Annotated in this window: 17 protein-coding genes; 14 read left to right on the top strand and 3 right to left on the bottom strand. The window is 58.3% G+C overall.

Annotation, left to right across the window (positions count from 1 at the left end):
- Both RYZ18_RS04820 and RYZ18_RS04815 read right to left on the bottom strand, forming a co-directional pair.
- Positions 1–393, bottom strand: a complete 393-nt coding sequence (locus tag RYZ18_RS04820) for a hypothetical protein (protein WP_317655238.1) — start codon at positions 391–393, stop codon at positions 1–3.
- A gap of 55 nt (positions 394–448) precedes the next feature.
- The gene (locus RYZ18_RS04815; protein WP_317655237.1) at positions 449–1600 is read right to left on the bottom strand and encodes an alpha-hydroxy acid oxidase; all 1152 of its coding nucleotides are present in this window, start codon (positions 1598–1600) and stop codon (positions 449–451) included.
- A gap of 112 nt (positions 1601–1712) precedes the next feature.
- On the opposite strand from RYZ18_RS04815, the gene RYZ18_RS04810 reads away from it, so the two are divergent.
- Complete coding sequence (locus RYZ18_RS04810) at positions 1713–4145, top strand: ATP-dependent helicase (RefSeq protein WP_317655236.1); 2433 nt, start codon at positions 1713–1715, stop codon at positions 4143–4145.
- Positions 4146–4448: 303 nt separating this feature from the next.
- Here the strand turns inward: RYZ18_RS04810 and RYZ18_RS04805 are convergent, their stop codons facing one another.
- Positions 4449–4670 (bottom strand): DUF1127 domain-containing protein, encoded by a 222-nt coding sequence (locus RYZ18_RS04805; protein ID WP_317655235.1) that lies wholly within the window; start codon positions 4668–4670, stop codon positions 4449–4451.
- Positions 4671–4963: 293 nt separating this feature from the next.
- Between RYZ18_RS04805 and RYZ18_RS04800 the strand changes: the two genes are divergently transcribed.
- The 13 genes from RYZ18_RS04800 (at position 4964) to RYZ18_RS04740 (ending at position 21277) form a co-directional block, all read left to right on the top strand.
- Positions 4964–6091, top strand: a complete 1128-nt coding sequence (locus RYZ18_RS04800; RefSeq protein WP_317655234.1) for an Mrp/NBP35 family ATP-binding protein — start codon at positions 4964–4966, stop codon at positions 6089–6091.
- Positions 6092–6658: 567 nt separating this feature from the next.
- Positions 6659–7189 (top strand): division/cell wall cluster transcriptional repressor MraZ, encoded by a 531-nt coding sequence (locus RYZ18_RS04795; protein WP_317655233.1) that lies wholly within the window; start codon positions 6659–6661, stop codon positions 7187–7189.
- Between the two features lie 2 nt (positions 7190–7191).
- On the top strand, positions 7192–8208 hold the full coding sequence (gene rsmH / locus RYZ18_RS04790; RefSeq protein ID WP_317655232.1) for a 16S rRNA (cytosine(1402)-N(4))-methyltransferase RsmH: 1017 nt from the start codon (positions 7192–7194) through the stop codon (positions 8206–8208).
- A gap of 11 nt (positions 8209–8219) precedes the next feature.
- Positions 8220–8558: a cell division protein FtsL gene (locus RYZ18_RS04785; RefSeq protein ID WP_317655231.1), complete on the top strand. Its 339-nt coding sequence runs from the start codon at positions 8220–8222 to the stop codon at positions 8556–8558.
- A complete protein-coding gene (locus RYZ18_RS04780) occupies positions 8555–10360 on the top strand; it encodes a penicillin-binding protein 2 (RefSeq protein ID WP_317655230.1) in 1806 nt (601 codons plus the stop codon). Before RYZ18_RS04785 ends, RYZ18_RS04780 begins: the two co-directional genes overlap by 4 nt.
- 29 nt (positions 10361–10389) lie before the next feature.
- A complete protein-coding gene (locus tag RYZ18_RS04775; RefSeq protein WP_317655229.1) occupies positions 10390–11886 on the top strand; it encodes a UDP-N-acetylmuramoyl-L-alanyl-D-glutamate--2,6-diaminopimelate ligase in 1497 nt (498 codons plus the stop codon).
- Positions 11883–13295 carry a UDP-N-acetylmuramoyl-tripeptide--D-alanyl-D-alanine ligase gene (locus RYZ18_RS04770; RefSeq protein ID WP_317655228.1) on the top strand — a complete coding sequence of 471 codons (1413 nt, stop codon included), beginning with the start codon at positions 11883–11885 and terminating at the stop codon, positions 13293–13295. Before RYZ18_RS04775 ends, RYZ18_RS04770 begins: the two co-directional genes overlap by 4 nt.
- A gap of 15 nt (positions 13296–13310) precedes the next feature.
- Entirely contained in the window at positions 13311–14396 is a 1086-nt protein-coding gene (mraY, locus tag RYZ18_RS04765) for a phospho-N-acetylmuramoyl-pentapeptide-transferase (protein ID WP_317655227.1), read from the top strand.
- Between the two features lie 19 nt (positions 14397–14415).
- The gene (gene murD, locus RYZ18_RS04760) at positions 14416–15822 is read left to right on the top strand and encodes a UDP-N-acetylmuramoyl-L-alanine--D-glutamate ligase (protein WP_317655226.1); all 1407 of its coding nucleotides are present in this window, start codon (positions 14416–14418) and stop codon (positions 15820–15822) included.
- Between the two features lie 101 nt (positions 15823–15923).
- Positions 15924–17090, top strand: coding sequence for a putative peptidoglycan glycosyltransferase FtsW (locus RYZ18_RS04755; protein WP_317655225.1), 1167 nt, complete (start codon positions 15924–15926; stop codon positions 17088–17090).
- A gap of 4 nt (positions 17091–17094) precedes the next feature.
- Positions 17095–18201: a UDP-N-acetylglucosamine--N-acetylmuramyl-(pentapeptide) pyrophosphoryl-undecaprenol N-acetylglucosamine transferase gene (locus tag RYZ18_RS04750; RefSeq protein ID WP_317655224.1), complete on the top strand. Its 1107-nt coding sequence runs from the start codon at positions 17095–17097 to the stop codon at positions 18199–18201.
- Positions 18198–19598, top strand: coding sequence for a UDP-N-acetylmuramate--L-alanine ligase (murC, locus tag RYZ18_RS04745; RefSeq protein WP_317655223.1), 1401 nt, complete (start codon positions 18198–18200; stop codon positions 19596–19598). The genes RYZ18_RS04750 and murC overlap by 4 nt, the downstream gene beginning before the upstream one ends.
- A 65-nt stretch (positions 19599–19663) precedes the next feature.
- Positions 19664–21277, top strand: coding sequence for a hypothetical protein (locus RYZ18_RS04740; RefSeq protein ID WP_317655222.1), 1614 nt, complete (start codon positions 19664–19666; stop codon positions 21275–21277).
- The last annotated feature ends 3 nt before the right edge of the window (positions 21278–21280 follow it).

Genomic DNA, 21280 nt, shown 5'->3' with positions numbered 1-21280 from the left:
TTATTGCGCCAGATCAGTGTCGATGCGGCGGTTGCGAAATGGCGCGGTCATTTGCAGACGGATCAGGAAATCCACATCAATCACGCGGTATGCCACGCCCGTGGCCCGCGCTGCGGTTTCAACCTGAAATTCGGTTGGGTTTTCCCGCCCGTCCGTGTCGATCAAGATCACCATGGGCGCGCGATCCAAGAGCGCGCCGTAAAACAAGGCCTGTTGCAAACTGTCGAGGGACGAGCGGCGATCATCCAGCCCGATTTCGATAGCATGGGTGTCTGTGACGCAATCCACCCGCACATAATGGGCGCTGTCGTTCAAGCTATAGGGCAGGCGCAATTCGGCCTCGCCGCCAAGCAGCATCGCGCAAATAATCGGGATCAGGTCAGCCTCGGTCATGGAGGCCATGTTAACATTTGTTAACAGGCACGGCGAGGGCAATTGCCCGCTTTGGTTAAAGGGTTAACAGCCGCGCGGGCAGGTCGGCAAAGCGGCGCGCGCCAATCTGCGCCATGTTTGAAATCATGTCTTTGCGCAACAGGTCAACCAAATGGTCAGGGCCATCCGTGCCAAGCGCACCTAGCGCGTAATGCCACGCACGGCCCATCATGATGAAATCTGCGCCAAGGGCCAAGGCGCGCAAAATATCCAATCCCCCTTCAATCCCACTGTCAAAAATGAGGGGCAGGGTGGTGGCGCGGCGAATGGCGCGCAGGGCGTCAAGCGCCGCAGGCGCACCATCAAACTGACGCCCCGCATGGTTTGACACCCAAATCGCATCCGCCAGATCATCGGTTTGGGCTTGGGCGGCGACCTCAGACCCCATCACGCCCTTCAGGATCAAGGTGCCCTGCCATTCATCGCGCAAAATGCGCAGATAGTCCCAGTCGGGCGCGGCGCGCAAAAGGTAACCTATATGCGCGGTCGAGGGCAGGGTGCCGCCCGTCATTTCCTTGGGCGCATATCCATCCATCAGCCGCATCCGGGGCATCCCGTGTTTTAGGGTGCCAAATGCCCAAGACGGGCAGCGCGTCACCTGTAGCGCAAGCCGTGGGGTGAGGCGCGGGGGCTGTGTCAGCCCGCCCCGTGTCTGCCTTTCTCGGCGGCTTGCGGCAGGCACATCCACAGTTAGCACAAGCGTATGAAACCCTGCCCCTTTTGCGCGCGCAAGCATATCGCGCCGAATGCCTGCATCGCGCGGCGGATACATCTGAAACCACCCTTGATCGCCAATGTGATCTGCCACCTCTTCGGGGGTGCGGGTGGCCACAGTCGAGAGGCAATAGGGCATCTGCGCCCGCGCGGCGGATGCTGCCAAAATCCGCTCTGCATCGGGCCAGACAAGGCCTGACATCCCCACGGGCGAGATGCCAAAGGGCTGGGGATAGTCCCGCCCCAAGAGGCGGCAGGACAGGTCAGGTGAAATTTCCCCGCGCAAGGCTGCGGGCTGCATCAAGACGGCATCAAGCGCGGCACGATTGCGCCGCAGCACGGACTCGCTCCCAGTGGCGCTGTCGAGATATTCCCACACGAAATGCGGAATGCGCGCACGGGCATGCGATTTGAGATCGCTCAGGGCGGGATAGCGGCTGTGAAACTGTGTCATGGCGGCGATCCTGTGCGCAAAATTTAACCCTTGTAAACCCTGACATAAGGTTTTGCGAACAATTACAGAACATATCTTTTCGAGCCGCGCGAATATCGTTATGGTTCCGCTCATGAGCAGTTCTGAAAATAACACCCTTGCCGCCACCGTTCCCCTGTCGCAGAGGGCCGCCGCTCTGCGGCCCATGCCCTATTTGGAGGGGTTGAACCCAGAGCAGCGCAAGGCCGTAGAAACCTTGGACGGCCCCGTGTTGATGTTGGCGGGCGCAGGCACGGGCAAAACCCGCGCCTTGACCGCGCGGATTGCACATTTGATCTCCACAGACCGCGCCACGCCGCGCAGTATTTTGGCCGTAACCTTCACCAACAAAGCCGCGCGCGAGATGCGCGAACGCGTCAGCGCGGCCCTTGGTCATCCGACCGAAGGCATGGCCTGGCTTGGCACGTTCCATTCGATCTGCGTTAAACTTTTGCGCCGCCATGCCGAATTGGTTGGGCTGAAATCCAATTTCTCGATTTTGGACACGGATGATCAAATCCGCCTGCTGAAACAATTGATCGAGGCCGAGGGCATTGACGCAAAGCGCTGGCCGCCACGGATGTTGGCGGGCATCATCGATCATTGGAAAAACCGCGCATGGCGTCCCGATACGCTGCCCGCCGCTGAAAGTGGGGCCTTCAACGGCAAGGGGCCAAAGCTATATGCGCTTTATCAACAGCGCCTTGCCGCGTTAAATGCCTGCGATTTTGGCGATTTGCTGTTGCATATGGTAACCATCTTTCAGGCGCATGAAGATGTGTTGCAGCAGTATCAGCGCCAGTTCGCCTTTATTTTGGTCGATGAATACCAAGACACCAATGTGGCCCAGTATTTATGGCTGCGTCTTTTGGCGCAGGGGCATTCCAATCTTTGCGTGGTGGGGGATGATGACCAATCCATCTACGGATGGCGTGGGGCCGAGGTGGGCAATATTCTGCGCTTTGAGGCAGATTTCAAAGGTGCCGCCGTAATCCGCCTTGAGCAGAATTACCGCTCGACAGGCCATATCCTAAAGGCCGCCTCTGCGGTGATTGCGGGCAATTCGCAGCGTCTTGGCAAGGAGCTGTGGACAGAAGGCGAGGACGGCGCGCCTGTGCGTCTGATCGGCCACTGGGATGGCCAGGAGGAGGCCCGCTGGATCGGTGAGGAGATCGAGGCGCTTGGCATTGGCACGCGCGGATTGCGCGCGATTGGCCCCGAGGAAATCGCCATTCTCGTGCGCGCCAGCCATCAGATGCGCGCCTTTGAGGATCGTTTCCTCACCATTGGTCTGCCCTATCGCGTCATCGGTGGCCCGCGCTTTTACGAGCGGTTAGAAATTCGTGATGCCATGGCCTATTTCCGCCTCGTGATCAGCCCTGAGGATGATCTGGCCTTTGAGCGGATCGTGAACACCCCCAAACGCGGGCTTGGCGACAAGGCTCAGGCCACCATCCATGAGATCGCTCGCCGCAATGGCGTCAGCCTTTTGCAAGGGGCGGCAATGGCGGTGGAAACTGGTGCGATTGGCGGCAAGGGCGGCAAGGAATTGGCCCGTTTCGTTCTGCAAATTGCCCATTGGCGCAATCTATTGCGCGAGGGGGTGGTTGCAGGCCCCGCCACCGATGATCTGATCGAGCGCGAAAATCCCGAAGGTCTGAGCCATATCGAATTGGCCGAAACGATTTTGGAGGAGTCGGGCTACACCGCCATGTGGCAAAACGACAAAACCCCCGAGGCCCCAGGGCGGCTTGAGAACCTCAAGGAATTGGTCAAGGCGCTTGAGCAATTCGAAAACCTGCAAGGCTTTCTCGAACATGTCAGCCTTATCATGGATAATGAGCAAGATGATGGTCAGGCCAAGGTCACCTTGATGACTTTGCACGCGGCGAAGGGTCTGGAATATCCCGCAGTCTTTTTGCCAGGTTGGGAGGACGGCCTGTTCCCAAGCCAGCGTGCGATGGATGAAGAAGGGATGAAAGGATTAGAGGAGGAGCGCCGCTTGGCCTATGTGGGTATCACACGGGCCGAGGAGCTATGCACAATTTCCTTTGCGGGCAATCGCCGTGTTTATGGCCAATGGCAAAGCCAGATGCCCTCGCGCTTTATCGATGAATTGCCCGAAGCCCATGTCGAGATTTTAACCCCGCCAGGCCTTTATGGTCATCAAAGCCACGGAATGGGGCAGTCAGCGTCACCTGTTTCTCAAATGCAGATCGCCTCGAACCTGCCAAACCGCGCAGCGCAGGCAGATGCCTATAATTCACCGGGGTGGCGGCGCCTGCAGGCGCGGCAGGGGGAATATGGCCTCAGCCAACCCCGCGAAAGCAAGCGCGCGGGTTTTGACGAGGCGGCAACGGTTCCTTTTGATATGGGCGAGCGCGTCTTTCACCAAAAATTTGGCTATGGGGCAATTACCGCGATTGAGGGTGACAAGCTTGATGTGGCTTTTGACAAGGCAGGCGTGAAAAAAGTGGTGGCGCGCTTTCTTGTTGCGGCGGACAGCGCGGGCGATCTGCCCTTTTAAACGCAGCTGATCTCAGCATTTCGAAAATAAAAAAGCGGTGATGCCAAGGGAGGAGGAGGCATCACCGCTTCTTTTTTTCAACCACACCCCCAAGGGAGGAGGAAGAGGGCGCAGTTGTGGCGGCGCGGATCCTAAGGGAGGAGCGGATCCTTGCCGTGATACGGCCCCAAGGGAGGAGGAGGGGCGCGTCCTTGCGGGTCTTTCGACCCTTGTTCTTGCGAGAACCACTAAGGGAGGAGGAAGTGGTTCCCGCTAAATCCCGCGCTTCAAGGGAGGAGGAGAAGCGAGAGATGTTCCTATGTTTCAGGCGTAACGCCCGTAAGCAGCCTCAAGGGCGATGTTGCGCAGGTTGCTGCGCGCGATGCCCAAATCGGCCAGCTCGCGGTCGCTCAGGCTATTCAGCTCATCAAATGTGCGCTGATAGACGCGGCGGGCTTTGATCGCTGCGGTCAGGTGGGATTTCATTTCCCCCAGACGTTCGGCGAAGCTCAAGCTCGGTGCGTGGCGTGTGGCAAGATAGGCCATTTCAGTAATCCTTAGTTCATATTCATAACCGCTCGCGCTGTTGGGTTATCCGAAGCGCTTTGGTTCCAAGCCATGTTGGCTTACACGGGTGTGTGTAGGTAATTGCTGCGATTGCACAATAGGTCTTCTTATCAATTCTGCTATGCAGCAAATGCATAGCAAATGCTGACCTATTTCATAATTTTGTCACTTTCGTGTTTTTTGCCTATTTTCTGAGCAAAAGAGGGGGTTGCAGCCGCGCATGCGCCGCGCGACATAAGGACGAGTGAGCCAAAACGTGGAGTTGCCACCCAATGTCGGACGGAAAGTCGCAGATCACCCGCGCAGAAGTTGATGCATTTTTGGCACAGTTTGCCCTTCCAGACGGCGGAAATCTGATTTCCCGCGATATGGTTCGGGCGTTGCGAGTCGAAGATGGCCGCGTCACATTCATCATCGAAGCAGAAACGCCGCAGGCGGCGCGCGCTCTCGAGTGGTTTCGGGCCGCCTTGCAACAGGCCCTTGAGGCGCAGGCGGGGGTGAGCGCTGTTTCAATAGCCCTGACCGCACCGACCCAAGCCCCGCAACAAGCCCCTCAGCAAGCGCCGCACTCTGCGAAACCTGCGCCCGATGGCCCCCCAAGTCTGAAAATCGGGGGGCATGCTAAGCCGCAATCGGAGCCGATGAACCCCAAAGGCGTTGCGCGGATCATCGCGATTGGATCGGGCAAAGGGGGTGTTGGAAAATCGACATTATCTTCAAACCTCGCCGTGGCCCTTGCGCGGCAGGGGCGCAAAGTGGGCCTGTTGGATGCAGATATCTATGGGCCATCACAGCCGCGCATGATGGGTTTGACCAAGCGCCCCGCTTCGCCTGATGGCAAAACCATCCTGCCTTTGCACAATCATGGCGTCACATTCATGTCGATTGGTCTGATGCTGCCCGAAGAAAAGGCTGTTGTTTGGCGCGGGCCTATGTTGATGGGCGCGTTGCAGCAAATGATGACCCAAGTTGAGTGGGGCGAATTGGATATTCTGTTGGTCGACCTGCCGCCTGGAACGGGCGATGTGGCAATGACGCTGTGCCAGCGATCAAAGCTGACAGGTGCGATTGTTGTCTCTACCCCGCAGGATGTGGCCCTTCTGGATGCGCGCAAGGCGCTTGATATGTTTGCCACCCTCAAGACCCCCGTTTTGGGTCTGGTCGAAAATATGTCGGGCTTTGTTTGCCCCGAATGTGGGCATGAGGCGCATATCTTCGGGCAGGGCGGCGTGGCGGCTGAGGCCGAAAAGATGGGCGTGCCGTTTTTGGGTGCTTTGCCGATCTCCCTTGAAACACGCTTAGCGGGGGATGCCGGCAGGCCGATTGCCGCCAGCGAGGGCGCGGCCGCCGAGGCCTATGCACAATTGGCCGCCCGTCTTGTGGCTGGTGGCATGGCATAATCACCTAAAAACCAAAGGTGATTCGTGTAATTGGGCGCGAAAATGCGCTGATTTTGCGAGATCTGGCGCGGTTGGATGGAAATTTCCCCCATTTCGCCCCAAATCGCAGGCCACCCCGAAAAATCAATATATTGTGGTTGTGATTTTCCAAACCACCCCATGCAGGGGTGGTTTTTTCATTTTGGCACAAGATGCTGCAATTTTCAGACCTACAGGGGCACATCTTGGGGCAAATTCCCAAAAAAAGGGATTGATTGGGAAATATTTCCATGAGACAAAGATGGCACAGCAAAAGAGACGCGCCCAGAACCTGAAACAGGCGGGCGCATACAATAAAAAAAGAACTCTAGGCAGGTGTTCATACAGGCATCTCAATTGCTGAAGCGCCGTTGCGTAAGCGAGCAGACCATCCCCCCAGATGTGCTGCGCAATCGGCCCCCGATGACGGGATGAGGGCGGCGGATCGGGCATAAAACTGTCTCGGTCCGCCGTTGTCGTTTCACGGGTCGGGAAAGTTTGAAGATGTGACGGGGAAACGGCCATTGGGGCCATAACGAGGGCAGGGCAGTGGAGCGCAGGTTTCAGGGCGAGAGCCTGAACAAGGTGGACGGAAAGGGCCGAATTTCGATTCCGGTCAAGTTTCGCCGTGTGCTTGCCAATTCCGATGCCAAGGCTACGGCGGGCGCCTCTCCGCGCCTATACATTGCCTATGGCGACAAATCGAAGAATTACCTTGAATGTCTGTCTGGTGACGCCTTTGACCAAATTGACGCGATGATCCGCCGCGCGCCCTTGGGCACGCCTGTGCGCCGCGCTTTGGAATTTCTCTATTATCAGAAATGTGATGAAACCACCGTGGATGACACGGGCCGTTTGGTTCTGCCTCAGGCCGCGCGCGACAAGATCGCGCTTGCCGATGAGGCGCTGTTTCAAGGCATGGGCGACAAGTTTCACATCCTCAACCCAAGCGATGCAAAAGACGCCGAGGCGCAAATTGATGCGCTGATTGACAGTCTTGCCCAAGGTGACGAGTTCTTTGATCCGCTGTCCCTCGTGGCTGGTGGTGTTGGAGCGATGGATCATGACGGGGGCGTATGATCATGGCGGCGGCCAAGCTCAACGAACCCGCGAGGGCAGAGGGGCCGCATATCCCTGTTCTATTGGATCGGATCTTGGCCGAGATCGCACCCGTGTCTGGGGACTGGCTCGATGGAACTTTCGGCGCTGGTGGCTACGCCCGTGGCTTGCTTGATCGGGGGGCGGCATCGGTGATTGGTGTCGACCGCGATCCTCTGGCGCTTGAGATGGCCGAAGCGTGGCGCGCTCAATATGGTGACCGTTTAAAATTGGTTGCGGGCGAGTTTGGCGATCTTGATGATCATGCCCGTTCTGTGGGCTATGATGCGCTTGACGGCGTCGTGCTTGATCTGGGCGTTTCGTCTATGCAGCTTGATTTGGCCGAACGTGGCTTTTCATTCATGCGCGATGGCCCGCTTGATATGCGCATGAGCCAAGCAGGGATGTCCGCCGAAGATCTGGTGAACGAGGCGCCCGAGGCGCATTTGGCGGATATTTTGTATCATTACGGCGAAGAACGCGCCGCACGGCGCATTGCCCGCGCGATTGTTGCCGCGCGCAAAGGCGCGCGCATCACCACCACTGCCGCCCTTGCCAAAATCGTTGAGGGCTGCCTGCCGCGCCCCAAACCCAATCAAAGCCACCCCGCAACGCGCAGCTTTCAGGCCTTGCGCATCGCGGTGAATGATGAGTTGGGCCAATTGGTTAAGGGCCTTTTGGCCGCAGAGCGTATCTTGCGCGAAGGCGGCATTTTGGCGGTGGTCACCTTTCATTCATTGGAGGATCGGGTGGTCAAACGCTTTATGCAATTGCGCAGCGATACGGGCGGCGGCGGGTCGCGCCACGCCCCAGAGCGCGCGCGCCAAACCCCCAGTTTCCTGCAAAATACCCGCAAGGCCATCGCACCAAGCCCCGAGGAAGCCGCGCAGAACCCCCGCGCGCGCTCGGCCAAATTGCGATTGGCTGTGCGCAGTGGGGAGGCCGCCCCCGCCCCCCTTGATTTTAGTGCTTTGGGCCTGCCCCCGTTAGAGGTGACATAATGCGCGCTTTGATGTCCTTATTCACAGCAATTGCCGTTATTGGCCTTGGATTTTGGGCCTATCAGCAAAATATCCTAACTCAGCAAGCCGAACGCGAAGTGGCGCGCCTAGAGGCCGAGATTGCCGCGCATCATGAACGGCTTGCCATTTTGCGGTCGGAATGGGCCTTTCTCAATCGTCCTGATCGCTTGCGCGCGTTGGTCGATATGAATTTTGATCGCTTGGGGCTGTTGCCGATGCAGCCAGATCAGTTTGCCACCATTCATGAAGTGTCTTTCCCTGATCCTCTGGCCGCGCTGACGGAGGCAAGCCTTGTGTCGGATGAGGCCGTGCAGGAGGATCAACCATGAACGGTCAACGCATCCCCTTGCGCCCGTTGTCACGGGTGATTGAAGCGCGCCAAAAGGGCGAAAACCCCGATTACATCGAGCGCGAAAACCTGCGCCAACGCCACGAAGCGGAGCGGGACAAATTGCGCTTGCGGGCCGAGGGGCGGATTTTGGTCGTGGCTCTGTGCTTTTTGCTTGGCTTTGGCGCGGTTGGCGTGCGCATGGGCGCCTTGGCCGCCTCCGAACCGCAAGAGCCTGGTGTGACCTCTGTTGCAAGCGCCATTCAGACCGCCCGCGCGGATATTGTCGATCGGCAGGGGCGTATTTTGGCCACTAATCTTTTGACCAATGCGCTTTACGCCCACCCCCACGAGATGGTCGACCCGCTTGCTGCGGCTGAAGGTTTGGTCGAAATCTTCCCTGAGATGGATTATGACCGCTTGGTCGCGCAACTGACCTCTGAGCGCCGCTTCCTTTGGCTGCGCCGCTCGATCAGCCCCGAGCAGGAACAAGCGGTGCATGATCTGGGCGAGCCTGGCTTGCTCTTTGGCCCGCGCGAAATTCGGCTTTACCCCAATGGCGCGATTGCCGCGCATGTTTTGGGGGGCGCAGGGTTTGGGCAAGAGGCCGTGAATGCCGCAGAAATCGTAGGTGTTGCGGGGCTTGAGGCGCAGTTTGACGCCGAATTGCGCGATCCTGCCCGTGCACATACGCCGCTGCGCCTGTCGATGGATTTGGCCATCCAATCCGCCACCGAGGAAGTTCTCGCCTCTGGCATGGGATTGATGAATGCGCGCGGCGCTTCGGCGGTGTTGATGGATGCCCATACGGGCGAGGTGATCTCCCTTGCAAGCCTGCCTGATTTTGACCCCAATGCGCGGCCCCGTCCGCTGACATCGGGCAATGATCCGAGCCAAAGCCCGCTCTTTAATCGCGCGGTGCAGGGCGTGTATGAGCTTGGGTCTGTGTTCAAAATCTTCACCATGGCGCAGGCCTTGGAATTGGACATGGTGACGCCTGAGACATCAATCGACACGACAAGTCCGTTGCGGATTGCAGGGTTCAACATCCGTGACTTCCACAATTACGGGCCACGCCAAACCGCGACTGAAGTGATTGTGCATTCGTCAAATATCGGCACGGCGCGTATTGCTGATGAGATCGGGCCAGATCGCCAACGCCTGTTCCTCGAAGATTTGGGTTTGCTTGAACCAACCCCCCTTGAGATTGTCGAAGCCCCAACGGGCCGCCCGATGATCCCTGCGAGATGGGAACGCCTTTCAACTATGACTGTATCCTACGGCCATGGTCTGTCGACATCGCCTTTGCATTTGGCGGCAGGATTTGCCGCGATGGTCAATGGTGGCACGCGGGTTGCGCCGACCTTGATCGCACAGCGGGGCGCGCCGCAGACGGGGGCGCGCATCATTTCCGAAGATACCTCTGCGCAAATCCGTGCCATGATGCGTGCCGTGGTCGATGGCGGCACAGCCAGCCTTGCCGAAGTCGAAGGCTATGAGATGGGCGGGAAAACGGGCACGGCCGATAAACCCAACCCATCGGGCGGCTACTACGAGGATCGCGTGATTGCGACCTTCGCAGGGGCCTTTCCAATGAGTGACCCGCAATATGTGATTGTCGTCACCTTGGACGAACCTGAAATTGTCGCCCTTGGCGAGACGCGCCGCACCGCGGGATGGACGGCTGCGCCAGTGGCCGCAGAAATCCTACGCCGCGTAGGCCCTTTGCTGAATCTGCAGCCGCGTGGTGCAGCAGAGATTGCGCAAAGTGGGGTTTCTCAGCTATCGAGCCATATCGAGTGATTTTGCCAAACCGACCAAAGGATTAACCCATGCCTGCGTCCCATCGCGATGAGACAATCCGCCTTTCATCGCTTGGGTTGACCCCAACGCGGGGTGAGGATGTGGCGGTGACGGGTTTGTGTCTTGATAGCCGCAAGATCAAACAGGGCGAGGTCTTCGCCGCCCTTGCAGGCAGTCATGCTCATGGGGCCAATTATGCGCAAGCGGTGCTTGCCGCGGGGGCTTCGGCGATTTTAACCGACCCTGAGGGCGCAAAGATCATTGGTGATCTTGCCGCTGATCACAATGCCAGCCTGATTGTCGTGGCCGAGCCGCGCGCAGCATTGGCGCAGGCTGCTGCCCTTTGGTTTGGCGCGCAGCCCGACACCATGGTCGCAGTGACAGGCACCAATGGCAAAACCAGTGTCGCAAGCTTTACCCGTCAGATTTGGAACGCCTTGGGTTTTGATGCGGTGAATATCGGCACCACGGGCGTGGAGGGCAGTTTTGCCGCCGCAGGCACCCACACAACGCCCGATCCTTTGACCTTACACGCCTTGTTGCGCGATATGGCCGAGGCGGGTGTCACCCATGCCGCGATGGAGGCCTCGTCACACGGGCTTGATCAACATCGCCTTGACGGTGTGCGCTTGGCTGCGGCGGGTTTTACCAATTTCACCCAAGATCACCTTGACTATCACGGCACGATGGAGGCCTATTTCGAAGCCAAAGCCCGCCTCTTTCGCCAAGTTTTGGATGAAAATGGCACTGTCGTGGTCAATCTCGATGATCCCAAAGGGGCGGCCATTGCCGCCATCGCCGAAGCGCGAGAGATTGAAGTGATCACTGTGGGTGAGGATGCGCCAAATGCACGCCTGCGTATTACGGCGCGGCGCTTGGATGAACGGGGTCAGGATTTACTCTTTACATGGCAAGATGACCCCTATCGCGCGCGACTGTCCCTCATTGGTGGGTTTCAGGCCATGAATGTCTTGGTCGCGGCGGGTTTGGTGATTGCTGCAGGGGCCGCCCCTGACGCGGTTTTTGCTACGCTGCCGCGCCTACAAGGCGTGCGCGGGCGAATGCAGCTTGCCGCAACCCGTGCCAATGGCGCGCCTGTTTTTGTCGATTATGCGCATACGCCCGATGCGTTGCGCACGGCGCTTTTGGCGCTCAGACCGCATGTCATGGGGCGGCTTCATCTCGTCTTTGGTGCAGGCGGGGATCGCGACCGCGCCAAGCGCCCTTTGATGGGGGCCGAGGCCGCCGCCCATGCAGATTGCATCACTGTCACCGATGATAACCCCCGCAGCGAAGACCCCGCCGCCATTCGGGCCGCCATTCTTGAGGCCTGCCCGCAAGCCCGCGAGGTCGGCGATCGCGCCGAAGCGATTTTGCGCGCCGTGGCCGATTTGGCGCCAGGCGATGCGCTTTTGATTGCGGGCAAGGGGCATGAAACAGGGCAGATCGTCGGTGACGTTACGTATCCGTTCGATGATCTCGAACAGGCAAGCCTTGCCGTGAGCGCATTGGAGGGTCAGCAATGAGCGCGCTTTGGACATCAGCCGAGATTGCCGCAGCCACCCATGGCCGCACGCATGGGCCAGATTTTGAGGTCACAGGCATCTCGATTGACACCCGCAGCCTTATGGCAGGGGATTTCTTTGTGGCCTTGTCTGCCGCGCGCGATGGCCATGATTTTGTGGCAGATGCCTTGGCCAAAGGTGCCGCAGGCGCGTTGGTCAGCCGCATTCCTGACGGCGTTGCACAAGATGCGCCCCTGATCCTTGTAGAGGATGTGCAAACCGCGCTTGAGGATTTGGGGCGCGCAGGGCGCGCGCGGATGACGGGGCAGGTGGTTGCCATTACGGGGTCGGTTGGCAAAACCACCAGTAAAGAAATGATGCGCGCAGCCCTCGCACCCTTGGGGCGGGTGCATGCTTCTGTTGCCTCCTATAACAATCACTGGGGCGTGCCTTTGACTTTGGCGCGGATGCCGCGCGAGACAGATTTCGCGGTGATTGAAATCGGCATGAATGCCCCTGGCGAAATCGCCCCCTTGGCGCGCATGGCGCGGCCCCATTTGGCCATTGTGACCACTGTTGCCGCCGCACATCTAGAGGCATTTGGCAGTCTTGAGGGGATCGCCCATGAAAAGGCGAGCATCTATGAGGGGCTTGAGACAGGTGGGATCGCCCTTGTTAATGCAGATGTTGAGACGAGCGCCATTTTGCAAGACAAAGCAACCGCCTGTGCCGCCCGCGTCCTTCGTTTCGGCGAGGCCGAAACCGCCGCGGCGCGCTTGGCTTCGGTTGAGATTATCGAGGATCGCACCATTGTCTCGATGGTCTTTGACGGGGACACACATCTGTTTAAGCTGAACACCGCAGGGCGGCATTTGGCGCTGAATGCGGTGGCCGTTATGGCCAGTGTTGCTGCTTTGGGCGGGGATGTGGCGCTTGCGGCCCTTGGTTTGTCGGATTGGCAGGCCGTAACAGGGCGCGGCACCCGCGAGCGTTTGACCCTGTCAAATCGTCATGCCCATGCAGGCGAGATTGAAATGATAGATGATGCCTATAACGCCAATCCTGCCTCTATCGCAGCCGCGCTTGATGTTCTGGCTTCGGCAGAGGCACGCCGCCGTGTGGCGGTTTTGGGCGATATGTTGGAATTGGGCGCACAAGGCCCCGCGATGCACGCAGAATTGGCTGATCTTCCAAGTATCGCCAAGATCGACCGTATTCATACAGTGGGCGGCTTGATGGAACATTTGCACGAAGCCCTGCCAAGCGACAAGCGCGGGCTGCATTGCGAAACCGCCGATGAGATGGCGCGCGCCCTGCCCAAAACCCTAGAGGAGGGCGATATTGTCCTTCTGAAAGGTTCAAACAGCGTAAAACTTGCGCGCGTGGTTGACGCATTGCGCAATCTCGGGCAATCCGTTGAGGAACGCTAAGGGGAGAACCGCCATATGTTGTATTGGCTCAGCGAATTGTCAGATGGCGGCGACCTCTTTAACCTGTTCCGCTATATCACCTTCCGTGCAGGGGCCGCGTTTTTCACGGCGCTGATCTTTGGCTTTATCTTTGGCCGCCCCCTGATCAACGCGCTGCGCCGCCGCTATGCCAAGGGACAACCCATTCGGGAAGATGGGCCTGCGCATCATATCGCAACCAAGGCAGGCACGCCCACGATGGGGGGCTTGCTGATCCTTGCGGCGCTGACGCTGTCCACGCTGCTTTGGGCGCGGCTTGATAATGGCTTTGTTTGGATTGTCTTGGGGGTGACTGTGGCCTTTGGCCTGATCGGTCTGGCGGATGATTGGGCCAAGGTCAGCCGCCAAACCACGGCGGGGCTTTCGGGCAAATTGCGCTTGGCGCTTGGCTTTGTGATCGCGGCTGTGGCCAGCATTGCGGCCTCAGCTTTGCACCCTGATGATCTGACGCTGCAACTGGCCGTGCCTGTGTTCAAAGATGTGCTGATCAATCTGGGCTATGTCTTTATCCCCTTTGCAATGATTGTCATTGTGGGCAGCGCCAATGCCGTCAACCTGACCGATGGTTTGGATGGCTTGGCGATCATGCCCGTGATGATCGCCGCGGCCACGCTTGGGGTGATTGCCTATGCGGTGGGGCGGGTCGATTTCACGGAATATCTTGATGTGCATTACGTGCCGGGAACGGGCGAATTGCTGGTGTTTTGCGCGGGCCTGATCGGCGGCGGTCTTGGGTTCTTGTGGTATAATGCCCCGCCCGCGGCCGTGTTTATGGGGGATACAGGCTCGCTCGCCTTGGGCGGTGCTTTGGGCGCCATTGCCGTTGCCACAAAGCACGAAATTGTTTTGGCCATCGTGGGCGGCTTGTTCGTGGCCGAAGCGATGAGCGTGATTATCCAAGTTCTCTATTTCAAACGCACAGGCAAACGCGTGTTCTTGATGGCCCCCATCCATCACCATTTTGAGAAAAAAGGCTGGGCTGAGCCGCAAGTGGTGATCCGCTTCTGGATCATTTCCCTTATCCTTGCGCTGATTGGCCTTGCGACATTGAAACTGCGCTAACAAAGCAAGGAGCGGTCAGATGATCCCCGTCACTGGGTTTTCAGGTCAAAAAATCGCTGTTTTGGGCTTGGGCCGTTCAGGTCTTGCCACAGCGCGGGCGCTGCAAGCGGGTGGGGCCATTGCGCTTGTTTGGGATGATGGGCAAGAGGCGCGCGCGCGCGCCGAGGCGGATGGGTTTGTGGTCACTGATCTAACAAAGGCAGGCGCTTTTGAGGGCGTGTCGCGCCTGATCACCTCGCCCGGTATCCCCAACCTCTACCCTGCGCCGCATCCCGCAATTTTGGCCGCCTATCGCGCCAATGTGCCTGTTGATAATGATGTGGGCCTGTTTTTCGCGGCGCTTGGTCAGGCGGATTGGGCGCAATTTGACCGCCCCCCGCGCGTGGTCGCGGTGACAGGGTCAAACGGGAAATCGACCACCTCGGCGCTAATCGCCCATATTTTGGATGTTGCGGGCTTATCTGTGCAGCTTGCGGGCAATATTGGGCGCGGTGTTTTGGATATTGATCCGCCCGAAGATGGGGGGGTGGTCGTGTTGGAATTATCCTCCTACCAAACCGAGCTTGCCCGCGCCCTGACACCCGATATCGCGGTCTTTACCAACCTGTCAGCAGATCATTTGGATCGTCATGGTGGGATGGGGGGCTATTATGCGGCCAAGCGCAGGCTTTTTGCCGAAGGTGGCCCAGATCGCGCCGTGATTGGGATTGATGAGGTTGAAGGGCTGTCCTTGTCCAATCAACTGACCCAAGGGGCAGGGGATGATCGGGTGATCCGCATCTCCTCTGCGCAGAAATTAGACGGCACGAATTGGGATGTCTTTGCCCGTAAAGGCTGGCTGTCGGAATGGCGCAAGGGGCGTCAGGTGGCCTCTATTGATTTGCGCGATATCGCGGGGCTTGCGGGCGCGCATAACCATCAAAACGCCTGCGCGGCCTATGCGGTGGCGCGCGCGCTTGGCCTTGCGCCGCGCGTGATCGAGGACGCGTTGCATTCCTTCAAGGGCCTGCCGCATCGCAGTCAGGTTTTGGGCGAACTGCGCGGTGTGCGTTTCGTCAATGACAGTAAGGCCACCAATGCTGATGCCGCCGCCAAGGCGCTTGCCGCTTATCCTGCCATCCGTTGGATTTGTGGCGGGCTTGAGAAAGAGGGCGGGCTTGATGTGGCACGGCCACATTTCGGCTCGGTCAAAAAGGCCTATGTCATCGGGCGCGAAGCTGCAAAATTTGCCTTGAATTTGGGGGATCTTCCCAAAGAGATTTGCACCGATATGGCCACCGCCGTGGCCCGCGCTGTCGCCGAGGCCGAGCCGGGCGATGTAGTTCTATTGGCCCCTGCCGCCGCTAGTTTTGATCAATACGACAATTTTGAGAAGCGGGGCGATGATTTTGCCGCCCAAGTTGCGCAAGTTCTTGCGCAATCGTAGGGCTGATGCGGCTTTCTCTGGCTTTCGGGAATAAATTTCGCTAATTTGCCCATGAGACCCGAAAAATCGGGCGGTTGAGGCAGTATCGGGCGGTATATCCCATGACAGAAATGGCGCATGGCACAGTTCTTGTGCAATCAGGCGAAGCGGTTTTGCCCCGTTGGTGGCGCACTGTTGATCGCGGCACAATAGGCTGCATTTTGGCACTTTTTGCGATTGGCCTGTTATTGGGCTTTGCCGCATCGCCACCTTTGGCCGAACGCAATGGTCATCCGCCCTTTCACTATGTAACACGCCAAGCCATCTTTGGCGGTGCGGCGATGATTGGGATGCTGTTAGTGTCGATGCTGCCGCCGCTCATGCTGCGCCGCTTTGCGGTGGTGGGGTTTGGTGGCGCGTTTCTATCCCTTGTGGCGCTGCCGATTTTTGGCACTGATTTTGGGCAAGGCGCTGTGCGGTGGTATTCGCTTGGGTTTGCTTCGGTGCAGCCATCCGAATTTCTGAAACCTCTCTACATTGTCACAGTCGCTTGGATGGTCGCCGCAAGCCAAGAATTGGCAGGCCCACCAGGCAAGCGCCTGTCCTTCGGATTGACCATTCTCATTGTTGGCATTTTGGTGATGCAGCCTGATTTCGGTCAGGCGGCCCTGATCTTGATGGGGTGGTGCGTGATCTATTTCGTTGCAGGCGCGCCCATTATTCTCATGGTCAGCGTTGTGGCGCTTGCAGGGGTCGGGGGTATCTTTGCCTATCATGCCTCCGAGCATTTTGCGCGCCGTATTGATGGGTTCCTCAGCGCCGAAGTGGCGCCAAACACCCAGCTTGCTTATGCGGCCAATGCAATCCGTGAAGGTGGGTTTTTTGGCGCAGGCTTGGGCGAGGGTGCTGTGAAATGGACATTGCCTGACGCGCATACCGATTTCATTATCGCGGTCGCTGCCGAAGAATATGGTGTGATCCTTGTGTTGATCATCATCGCCCTCTTCGCAGCAATCGCCTTTCGCAGTTTCCTGCGTTTGCTTAAAGAACGCGACCCGTTCATCCGCCTTGCAGGCACGGGTCTTGTGACCATGTTCGCGCTACAGGCCTTTATTAACATGGGCGTTGCGGTGCGGCTTTTGCCTGCAAAGGGCATGACCTTGCCCTTTGTGTCCTATGGCGGGTCTTCTATCCTTGCAACAGGTCTTGCGATGGGGATGATTTTGGCCTTTACCCGTGCGCGGCCACAGGGTGATTTGGCCGATATCTTTAGCAAACGGGGGCGTTGATCCGATGGGGACTGGAGGCGCGCGTCACGCTATCATCGCGGCAGGGGGAACGGGGGGGCATATGTTCCCCGCCCAAGCTTTGGCCGAGGCCTTGGTGCGGCAGGGGTGGCAGGTGACGCTTTCGACAGATGCGCGCGGTGCGCGCTATGCGGGGGGATTTCCCCATGTGGTGTCTGTGCAAACAGTGGCGGCGGCCACATTCGCCCAAGGGGGGCTGGCCGATAAACTTAAGGCGCCCTTTAAAATCTTGGGGGGTATTCTATCGGCCTTGATGCTGCAGCGCCGCCTTCAGCCCGATATTGTCATAGGCTTTGGCGGTTATCCCACCATTCCCGCATTGGCCGCGGCGTGGATTGCGCGGCGTCCGCGGGCCTTGCATGAGCAAAATGGCGTCCTTGGTCGCGTCAATCATCTGTTTGCGCGGCGCGTGGATCGGGTGGCCTGTGGCACATGGCCCACGCGCCTGCCTGAGGGCACACAGGCGGATCATATCGGCAACCCTGTGCGGGCTGCGGTGATGGCGCGCGCAGGCGCCGTTTATACACCGCCCGGCGATTGGCCCCTGTCACTTGTGATCATCGGTGGCAGCCAAGGCGCGCGTATCCTGTCTGAAATTGTGCCAAATGCGGTGGCGAAACTGCCCAAAGGAATTTTGGCGCGCTTGCGCGTGGCCCAACAGGCCCGCCCCGAGGATATTGATCGCGTCATCCGTGCCTATGATTATTTAGGTGTCACCGCCGAGGTGCAGCCGTTTTTCGATGATATTCCTCGCCGGATCGCGGAGGCGCAATTGGTGATCAGCCGCGCAGGCGCGTCCTCGGTTGCGGATATTTCGGTCATTGGGCGGCCTGCGATTTTCATCCCCTTTGCCGCCGCCACCGCAGATCATCAAACCGCCAATGCCGGCCCTATGGTCGCCGCAGGGGCCAGCCTTGCGATTGCGGAACATGAGCTGAACGCCGACAGCCTATCAGAAGCCATGCTTGAGGTTTTGGCCGACCCCGCACAGGCCCAAGCCATGGCAAATGCCGCGCTTGCGCAATCCGTGCCAGATGCCACCGATCGTCTTGTTGCGATGGTCGAGGAAATTGCAGCGAAAGGAAGATCATGAACGCCGCCGCCACAAAACTGCCCACACAGCTTGGGCCGATCCATTTCACAGGCATTGGCGGCATTGGCATGTCGGGTATTGCTGAGGTGCTATTGAACCACGGCTATGCGGTGCAGGGCTCTGACCTGAAGGAAAGCAAGATCACCGAACGGCTTGCGGCATTGGGCGCGCGGATTTTTATCGGACAGGCGGCAGAAAATTTGGATGGGGCCGAAGTGGTTGTGATCTCCTCCGCCATCAAACCCGGCAATCCTGAATTTGACGCGGCCCGCGCGCGGGGCTTGCCGATGGTGCGCCGTGCCGAGATGTTGGCCGAATTGATGCGCCTGCGCTCGAATGTGGCGATTGCAGGCACGCATGGCAAAACGACCACCACCACCCTCGTGGCGACCCTGCTCGATGCGGGCGGCATTGACCCCACTGTGATCAATGGCGGCATCATCCACGCTTATGGCTCAAACGCCCGCGTGGGCCAAGGCGAATGGATGGTGGTCGAGGCCGATGAATCGGATGGCACCTTCAACCGCCTACCCGCCACCATCGCCATCGTCACCAATATCGACCCCGAACATATGGAACATTGGGGCACAATCGAGAATCTGCGCAAAGGCTTTTACGATTTCGTCTCGAATATCCCCTTTTACGGGCTCGCGGTCTGCTGCACCGACCATGCCGAGGTGCAGGCACTGGTTGGGCGCGTCACGGATCGCCGCGTGGTGACATATGGGTTCAACGCGCAGGCCGATGTGCGCGCGGTGGGCTTGCATTACCTCAAGGGTGTCGCGCATTTCGACATCGCACTGCGTGGCGAGGATCGGGTGATTGCGGGCTGCACCCTGCCTATGCCCGGCGATCACAATGTCTCAAACGCGCTGGCCGCCGTGGCCGTGGCGCGCCATTTGGGCATGAAATCGGATGAAATCCGCGCGGCCCTTGCGGGCTTCAAGGGGGTCAACCGCCGCTTCACCAAATTGGGCGAGGTGGGGGGCGTGACCATCATCGATGATTACGGCCACCACCCCGTGGAAATCGCGGCCGTTTTGCGCGCCGCAAGGCAGGCCAGCGAGGGGCGCGTGATCGCGGTGCATCAACCCCATCGCTATACGCGCCTCTCCTCCCTGTTCGAGGATTTTTGCAGCTGCTTTAACGATGCCGATGTGGTGGGCATTGCCGAGGTTTACGCCGCAGGCGAGGCGCCCATTGCGGGCGCATCCCGCGATGATCTGGTCGCGGGCCTCACCCGCCACGGCCACCGCAACGCGCATGCAGTCGACAGCGAAGACGCGCTCGAGGCACTGGTGCGCGCCGAGGCCAAAGCGGGCGATATCGTGGTCTGCCTCGGCGCAGGCACGATCAGCGCATGGGCGCATGGCCTTGTGGGGCGGCTGCAGAAATAGGTTTGCTATTTAGGTCTGAATTGGGCCACTCTTGACTCGGGTAACGGGGTCAGGGGTTTGGCTGCATGAAGGCGGAAGAGATTCAAACGGCAGATGATCTAGAGGCGTGGCTGAATGGGCTGCCTGAGGAGCAGGCATTGCAGGTCGCGCCGCTGATTGTCGCTCGCGCCGCGCTGCGGCTGTTCCCAGTTTGGGCGGAATGTTGCGCTCATCTAAACGGAAAGGAGTCCGAAGATTCGCGTGGCCCGCATTTTTTCAATGGTTTGAGATGTTATATCTTCATGCTTGTGCTGTCACAGCCCTGTGCAAATGGGGAGAGGGTATATGACTTTTCAACTCCTTTAATGAAGATTGCATTTAGGCTCCCAGAAGATTTTAGTAAATACCCAGTTCTGGCGGCTATTACAGGCAAAGTAGCTTTTGAAGCTGCGGCATGTGCGTTGCGGGAAAACACAACTTCCAGAGCAGTGCGTGCAACCCAAGATGCGCTAGGGTGTACTGAATCTGTGCTACTTTCTTATTCGCTAAGTGCGCCTATTTTTTCAATTAAAGACGATAATTGCAATCCCCTATCGGTAATAGTCTCCGATGCTATATCCTTTGAAGAGGGTCAGGAATTTCTTCATTTACCACTATGGCCAATTGGTGAAGACCCGCTTGCTACAATATGGGCAGAAGCTGCCCCTCTGTTTGATCGTCACCGCGCATGGTCCGTCTTCAAAGACCTCTACGAAAACGCCCTTCACGCCCGCCCGCAGAACTGGCCGCTTCTGACCGAATTGGCGCAGAAGGACGAGGCGTTTTGGACGGGGACGGATACGGAGGTTCTGGATCGTATCGCGGGGGTGATGGAGGGGTTTGCTATCTCGCGTGCTATTCCATTTGATTATACCTTCGATCAGATAGCACGAATGATGCGTATCGTTGGTATAGGCGATGACGCGGCGCACCTTCGCGACCCTAAGGCAAATAGACGTTTTCTTGATGATGCAGAGGAAGCGCGGGATCGGCTTCAAGATTTTGTTGACTACACTGCCAACATGGGCGGTGGTAGCAACACCGCAGGGGTGACGCGCATTGCCGCAGTTAAATTATTGGATGAGTTAAGACGCATTGAGGACCTAAATCACTTGCGCGTGCGATTGCTCATGGAGCGCGCCAAGTCTCTTGAGATGTTCATGGGGGATCCCCAACACGCGGGTGACCTGAGTGCGTCATTAATCACTATTTTGGCGGATGCGGTCACAGGGTTGCGAGGGGTGTTTCGGACCCATTTCGGCCCCGCCTTTGCTGCGCTTGCGCCGCTCTCACAGTTGTCATGGGACCAGTTGGACCGAGACGCCGTCTTGAGCTTATTCGACCAAAAGATCCATGAAATAAGGACAATTTCTTCTGAGCAGGTTCCACTTGATTCAGAGGGGCAGGCGATCTTGGCTGATATGTTGCGCGAGTTATTCGAATGGCGCGCGCGCGTCTTTCAGGCGTCAGACGATCAAATGCGTGAAATTTTCGATCAGCGATTCGCAGAGGCAACGGGTGCCACGGGTTTGGCATTGTTGAGGTTTTGGCAGAAGCGGGCGCCTCAAATTGGGAAACTTGCTGATGGGACGGTGAAGATTGGAAACGCGGCTAATGCCCTTGGCGATATCGTTGAAAGTGTGACGAACTTGTCCAACTAAATG

This window comes from Roseovarius sp. 10 (assembly GCF_033100315.1).
In the GTDB taxonomy this organism is placed as follows: Bacteria; Pseudomonadota; Alphaproteobacteria; order Rhodobacterales; family Rhodobacteraceae; genus M30B80.
Note: the sequence above shows the minus strand (reverse complement) of the source record. Positions and strands in the feature narration are given on the sequence as shown.